Source organism: Streptomyces sp. NPDC056948 (assembly GCF_042674225.1).
GTDB lineage: Bacteria > Actinomycetota > Actinomycetes > Streptomycetales > Streptomycetaceae > Streptomyces > Streptomyces purpurascens.
Genome location: NZ_JBHUQX010000010.1, coordinates 41,361 through 48,356 on the forward strand (window position 1 = coordinate 41,361; position 6,996 = coordinate 48,356).

The 6,996-nt window shown below is 71.0% G+C and carries 4 protein-coding genes; 2 read left to right on the forward strand and 2 right to left on the reverse strand.

Annotation, left to right across the window (positions count from 1 at the left end; translation table 11 throughout):
• Positions 1-22: 22 nt before the first annotated feature.
• Positions 23-2,458 (reverse strand): penicillin acylase family protein, encoded by a 2,436-nt coding sequence (locus tag ACFTZL_RS02715; protein ID WP_382577357.1) that lies wholly within the window; start codon positions 2,456-2,458, stop codon positions 23-25.
• Between the two features lie 155 nt (positions 2,459-2,613).
• On the opposite strand from ACFTZL_RS02715, the gene ACFTZL_RS02720 reads away from it, so the two are divergent.
• Together ACFTZL_RS02720 and ACFTZL_RS02725 are read left to right on the forward strand one after the other, a co-directional pair.
• Positions 2,614-4,137, forward strand: a complete 1,524-nt coding sequence (locus ACFTZL_RS02720) for an acyl-CoA synthetase (protein WP_382577359.1) — start codon at positions 2,614-2,616, stop codon at positions 4,135-4,137.
• 158 nt (positions 4,138-4,295) lie between these two features.
• Positions 4,296-5,147, forward strand: a complete 852-nt coding sequence (locus ACFTZL_RS02725; protein ID WP_382577361.1) for an alpha/beta fold hydrolase — start codon at positions 4,296-4,298, stop codon at positions 5,145-5,147.
• A gap of 82 nt (positions 5,148-5,229) precedes the next feature.
• On the opposite strand, the gene ACFTZL_RS02730 is transcribed toward ACFTZL_RS02725, so the two are convergent.
• A partial coding sequence (locus ACFTZL_RS02730; protein WP_382577364.1) for a sulfatase occupies positions 5,230-6,996 on the reverse strand: 1,767 nt, incomplete at its 5' end.

Genomic DNA, 6,996 nt, shown 5'->3' on the forward strand with positions numbered 1-6,996 from the left:
AGCGGCACCCCACTCGGCACGGTCAGCGCCGCTCGTGCACCCGCACCACCTTCAGCTTCGGCGAGGACAGGATGTCCTTCTCGCAGAAGCGCGACGTCACCCACTTCTCACCCGAGAACAGCCGCGTCTGATCGGCGTAGTGCGGCGACTCGGGGTTCGACGACTGGGAGTACGTCAGCAGGGTGCGGGCCACCGGACAGCGACTGCCGTCCCAGCCCACCGCCTGGAGGTGGCTGGAGCCGAACGGCACCTCCGTGTAGCCACCGCCGGCCGCGTCCCACGTCGGCTGGATCACGTTCCACACACCGAGCTGGCCCGCGCCGCCCGGCACCGGAAGGCGCTCGCCGTCGCGGACGACGAACTGGTGCGCGCCGAGCGGCGCGTCGAGCGCGATGCCCGCGGCCCGCAGTTCCGTCACCGTGTCGGCGAGGGCGGTGGCGAGGCCCGGAGCGTCCGTGTTCAGCGTGTTCGGGGTACGAACCGGGTCGGCCGCGGAGAACTGCACCTTCCACAACTGGCCCGGAGGCACCGCCGCTTCCAGTTTCCGCCAGAACCTGTCGAAGAGCAGCGCTCCCCGGCTCCCGGTGTCCATGGTGCGGTCCCACGCCTTCAGCACCCCGCAGGCCTCCGACACGTCGACGGGTGTGCCGTCGTCGCCCGTCGCCTTGCCGCCGGGCAGCGCGGCGCACGCCCGTGCCACGTCCTCGGCGGCCAGATCGCCCGCGGGCACCCGGTTGGCGAACTGCTGCCGCTGCAGGTCGCGCACGGTCAGACGGCCCTTGTCCGCCATCGCCGCCACGTCCTCGATCCCGCCGCGCGTGCGCAGGCCGAGCTGGGTGCCCACCGTGCCGAAGACCCGCTCGTAGCCGGTGATCGGCCGGTCGGCGTTGGTCATCCACGCGGTGCCGTTCGAGTTCTCCACGTACGGCGCGTCCTTGAGCGTCGGCATCCTCGCCGGGCCGAAGATGCCCGGCCCCACGGCGTCGGGATCGCTGCCGAGGGCGCAGTCGCCGCGCGAGCCGTCGAGGATCGCGACGCCGGACGCCGGATACGTGGTCCTGCCGAGCTCCGTCGAGCAGCGCTCCGCCAACCCGTCGGTGATCCGGGGGAGTACCTGGGACTGGGTGTAGAGAGAGTGTCCCGCCCGGTCGGCGGCGATCGTGTTCACCCACGGAATGCCCTGATGCCGCGAGAGGGACGCGAGGACCTGGTCCGTGCTCCGCGCCTTGCTGAAGCCGAGCGAGGTGTCGGCGAAACGGAGGTTCGAGGCGTTCGGGTCGTACAGGGCGTACGCCGTCGTGCCGGTCCACGGCAGGGGGACCTGGGAGTTGAGCGAGGTCACGACAGGGCCGTAGCGGGTCCACCACTGGGTGCGGGTCACCGGCGTGCCGTCCTTCACCGCGACCGTCACGGTCCGCTTCCTCATCCGCTCCGGCTTGCCGTCCACGAGGTACGTCGTGGGATCGGCCGAATCCAGCGTCAGCCGGTGGAAGTTGGCCGGAACGCCGGTCGAGACGGTGTGGCTCCACGCCACATGTGCGTTGAACCCGATGGAGATCGCCGGGGTGCCGAGCAGCGAGCCACCGGAGACGTTCAGCTCGCCCGGGATCGTCTGCTGCGACTGCCAGAACCGGCGCCCGCCCTCCCAGGGGTAGTGCGGATTGCCCAGCAGCAGACCGCTTCCGTTCGCCGTCGTGTCGCCGCGGAAGGCGACCGCGTTGGAGCCCATGCCGGGGTCGCCCCACAGCTCGTCCGCCGCCTTCGCCACGGCCTGCGCGTCGGGTGTGCGGGTGGACCTGGCGGACGTGGCACCGGCAGCGGTGGTGGCTCCGGTCGGGGGCTGCGCCGTCGTGATCGTGTCCACGAAGCGCCCCTCGCCGGAGATCGAGGCGATGGCGAGCGAGCGGGCGGCCACGTCGAGCTCGGTGACCGGACGGACCCAGGAGGCGCCCGCACAGGCGGGATCCGTGGTCTTGTTCTTCTTCAGCCAGGCGTTGTAACCGGCCGCCCAGCCCCGCATCATGCCCCGGGCGTCGCGGCTCGGGCCCATGGGAGCGGGCTCGGCGAGCACCTTCTCCACGGTGCGGCTCTCACGGACCCCGCGGAAGTACAGATCACTGGCGAGGTTCGTCCTGGCACCGGAGAGGGCGCCGTCGGCGGCTTTGTCGGCGCCGAAGTGCCGGGAGCGCTCGCCCCGCAGGGTCACGAACCCGTCGGCGAGTGTGCAGACCTCGTCGGCGGCCTGCGCCCAGCCCGTGCCGAAGCCCAGGTCGGCGTAGTTCTTCGCGAGGATGTGCGGGATGCCGTACTCGGTGTAGCGGATGACGGCGGACAGGCCGTCACGGGAAGGGTGCTGCTCCGCCCGCCCCTGGCTCGGGGCGGCGGCCGCGGGTAACGCGGACGCGGCCGTGAACAGGGCCGTGGCTCCGAGAACGAGGCGTCTCAGGCGGCTGCGCATGGTGCCCTCCAACATCGTTGAGGGAAAGGAGACTTGAGCGTACAAATGTTCTTGGTTCATACGTCAGTACCATCACACCGGACGCCGCTGGCGGCGGCAGGGTTGAGCCGGTCGGTCCTTGACCTCCCCGGGCGGCCGACCGAGGATCACTTGTCATGACGACGCCCGGACACGGCAGCACGGTCGACGGAGTCCTACGGCGCAGCGCCCGGCGCACACCGGCGCGCGTCGCGGTGGAGTACGGCGAGCGCACCTGGACCTACGACGAACTCGACACCGCCGTCTCCCGCGCGGCCAGCGTCCTCCTCGACCAGGGCCTGTCCCCCGGGGACCGGGTCGGCGCCTACGGCCACAACTCCGACGCCTACCTGATCGCCTTCCTGGCCTGCGCCCGAGCCGGCCTGGTGCACGTACCCGTCAACCAGAACCTCACCGGCGACGACCTCGCCTACATCGTCGGCCAGTCCGGCAGCTCCCTGGTCCTCGCCGACCCGGACCTCGCCGCCCGGCTCCCCGACGGCGTACGGACATCGCCCCTGCGCGACGCCGACGACTCACTGCTCGCGCTGCTGACCGAGGCGCCCGTGTACGACGGGCCCGAGCCGCGCACCGAGGACCTCGCGCAACTGCTGTACACCTCCGGGACGACAGCGCTGCCCAAGGGCGCGATGATGACGCACCGGGCCCTGGTGCACGAGTACCTGAGCGCCATCTCGGCCCTCGACCTCAGTGCGGGGGACCGCCCCGCGCACTCGCTGCCCCTGTACCACTCGGCGCAGATGCACGTCTTCCTGCTGCCTTACCTCGCGGTCGGGGCGACGAACATCGTCCTCGACGCACCCGACGGCGACCGGCTCCTCGACCTGGTCGAAGCGGGCCGCGTGGACAGCCTGTTCGCCCCGCCCACGGTCTGGATCGCCCTGTCCAACCGCCCCGACTTCGCCACCCGCGACCTGAGCGGCCTGCGCAAGGCCTACTACGGGGCGTCGATCATGCCGGTCCCCGTACTGGAACGGCTGAAGGAGCGCCTCCCGAAGCTGGCCTTCTACAACTGCTTCGGCCAGAGCGAGATCGGCCCCCTCGCCACGGTCCTCGCCCCCGAGGAGCACAAGGGCCGTATGGATTCCTGCGGCCGTACCGTGCTGTTCGTCGACGCGCGCGTGGTCGACGAGGACGGCGAGGTCGTACCCGACGGCACCCCCGGCGAGATCGTCTACCGCTCCCCGCAACTGTGCGAGGGCTACTGGGACAAACCCGAGGAGACCGCCGAGGCCTTCCGAGACGGCTGGTTCCGCTCCGGTGACCTCGCGGTCCGCGACGCGCACGGCTACTTCACGATCGTCGACCGGGTGAAGGACGTCATCAACTCCGGCGGCGTCCTGGTCGCCTCACGCCAGGTCGAGGACGCCCTGTACACCCACCCCCGGGTCGCCGAGGCCGCGGTCGTCGGCCTCCCCGACGAACGCTGGATCGAGGCCGTCACGGCCGTCGTCGTCCCGCACGGCGAGGTCACGGAGGCGGAACTGATCGACCACGTCCGCGAGCACCTGCCGCACTTCAAAGCGCCGAAGAGAGTGCTCTTCGTGGACGAACTCCCGCGCAACGCCAGCGGGAAGATCCTCAAACGGGAGCTCAGGAAAGACCTCGGAGGAGGGCCGGGGGCGGCAGCAGCCGGGTAGTACACGCCAAGGTCCGGTTCCGGGGCGTCGACGCGAGCACGAAGGTCGCACTCGCCACCAGGCTCGGCGCGCCCGACGGACTACCCGAGCTGCCGCCCCTGCACCCGCTCTGACAACTCCGTTGCCACCGATCGTGCTTGCGCCCGATGATCGACCGCATGCCGACCTTCAGTGCCCCGGACGGGACCCGACTCGCCTGCCACATCCGCGGTGAGGGCGAGCCGCTCGTCGTGTTGCCCGGCGGCCCCATGCGGGCCTCCGCGTACCTCGGGAACCTGGGCGGCCTGGACGCGCACCGTCAGTTGGTCCTCCTCGACCTGCGCGGCACGGGGCGGTCCGAGATCCCGGCGGATCCCACGACGTACCGCTGCGACCGGCTCGTGGACGACGTCGAGGCGTTGCGGCGCCACCTGGGCCTGGAGCGGATGGACGTGCTCGCGCACTCGGCGGGCGGGAGTCTCGCCATGCTCTACGCGGCCCGCTGTCCGGACCGGCTGGGACGGCTGGCGCTGGTCACCGCCACCCCCTGGGCGCTGGGCCTGCCGGCGACGGCCGAGGACCGGCTGGCGGCGGCCCGGCTGCGCGAGCCGGAACCCTGGTTCACGGACGCCTTCCCGGCGTTCGAGGCCTGGCTGGCCGGCACCGGGGACTTCGACCCCGTGTTCCTCCCGTTCTTCTACGGACGCTGGGACGACGCCGCCCGGGCCCACGCCGACCGCGAGGAGGAAGAGACCAACGACGACGCGGGGGACCTCTACGGCGCGCACGGCGCCTACGACCCGGCCACGACCCGGACCGCGCTCGCCCGCGTCACCGCCCCGGTGCTCGTCCTGGCCGGCGAGGCCGATGGCGGCCCGCGCCCCAGCCTTGCCCGGCATGCCGCCGAGGCCTTCCCGGCGGGCGAGTTCGCGGTACAGCCGGGGGCGGGGCACTACCCGTGGCTGGACGACCCGGAGTGGTTCGTGCGACGCGTGACCGCCTTCTTCTCCGGCTCCTCCGGACGGGAGTGAGGCCTCCTTCTGCGGTCGGCAGAGGGAGCCCTTCCTCACGAAGCCCGGCCCGAGGAGTTCCTCGTGGCCGCGGGGGAGTTCCTCAGCCCTGCGGACCGTACGCCGTCATGAAGCGGTCGCGGAACTTGTCCATGCCCCACCGGGGAGCGTTCTCGGCGGGCTTGAGGCCGTCGGTCCAGCCCCAGTCGGCGACCCGGTCCAGGACCTTCTTGTCCTTGGCGACGATGGTGATCGGCACGTCCTTGCCGGTGTCCCCGGCGGTGACGGTCGGCACCGGCTGGTGGTCGCCGAGGAAGACGAGGACCGTGTCCTCGTCGCCGTAGCGCTCGAGCCACTCGGTCAGGCTCCGGATCGAGTACTCGATGGCCTTCCGGTACTCGGTGCGCACCTTCTCCGGGTCCTTCCAGACCTCCGTGGGGTTGGTGCCCTCCTTCTTGATCTGGTGGAACACCGAGCCGTCGCCGAGGTCCTCCCAGTCGATCATCCGCGCGATGGGCGACCACGGGTTGTGGCTGGAGGCGAGGATGATCTCCGCCATGATCGGCTCACGGTCCTTCTTGCCGTGCTCCAGACGCTGGAAGGCCTCCATGCTGAACTGGTCGGGCACGGGCGTCCAGCTGAAGTACGGGCCGTGATAGCCGAGGTGCTCGGAGTCGTAGATGTGGTCCAGGCCGAAGTACTTCCCCTCCGGCCAGGCCCGGCGCACCCCGGGCACGACACCGACGGTCCGCCAGGCCTTCGTCTTGCCGAAGTAGTTGGTCAGCGTCATGCGGTCACTGGTGGTCAGGTTGCGGTACCGCTGCTGGTTCTTGATCCACAGCCCGGACAGGAACGTCGAGTGGGCCAGCCAGCTGCCCGCGCCCGTCACCGGCGACTGCAGCCAGCCGCTGCGCGACTCGAAACCGGCCGCCTTCAGCGAGCTGGTGCCCTCCTTGAGCACCGAGTCGATCTGCGGCGCCATCGCCGGGTCGTCGATCGCGACACGGCCGTAGCTCTCGATGAAGGTGAACAGCACGTCCTTGCCGCGCAGCCCCGTGAGCAACTGGTCGGGCGGCGTCTTCGCGAAGGCGTCCACGGCGGCCTGCTTCCGGAAGACCCGCGCGTCCGCCAGGCCCGCGCGCACCTGGTCGACACGGTTGCCGAGGAACTCGGCGTTGCCCTTGGTGGCGAACGGCACGCTGCCGATCTGTACGCCCAGCGTCATGGCGGTGATCCACGCCGTGCCGAGGATCAGTGTCGTACGGGCGGCGACGGGACGGTGGCTGACCATCAGGTTCGTCAGCCGCACCACGGCGAGTGTCGTGAGGACCAGCACCGCGATGAACAGGACGATCACGCCGACCACGGCCAGCACCTGGCCGGTACGGCCGAACGTCTCCCTCAGGAAGTCCGTCGCGTTCTCGATCAGTATCCAGTCCAGCACCAGGTCGAAGGGCCGGGCCAGCACCTGGTAGAAGCCCATGTCGACGAATTTCAGGATGGTGACCAGCCCGAGGAACGCACCCGAGGCGACCGCCGCGATCCGCCGGGGCCGCGGCGGCAGCGCGAGCAGCAGGCCCGCGAGCAGCACGCCCTCGGCGGGAATGCGGACGAACGAGGCGAACTCGATCTTCTCCATCTGGTTGGGCAGGAGGAGCGCGAAGAACACGAGCACACCGGCGAGGACGGTCGTCCCGACGCTGACGCCGCGCGCCGCACGGGGGTAGCGCCGCCGCCAACCGAACCAGCCGGCCTTCGTCACGTCCGGCGCCGTGTCGGACGTAGCGTCCGGCGTCTCTTCGGAGGCGGCTTCCTGTGCTTCGGCGCCGTCGCCTACTTCTCGTGCTGCGGTGCCGGCGTCGGGGTCCGT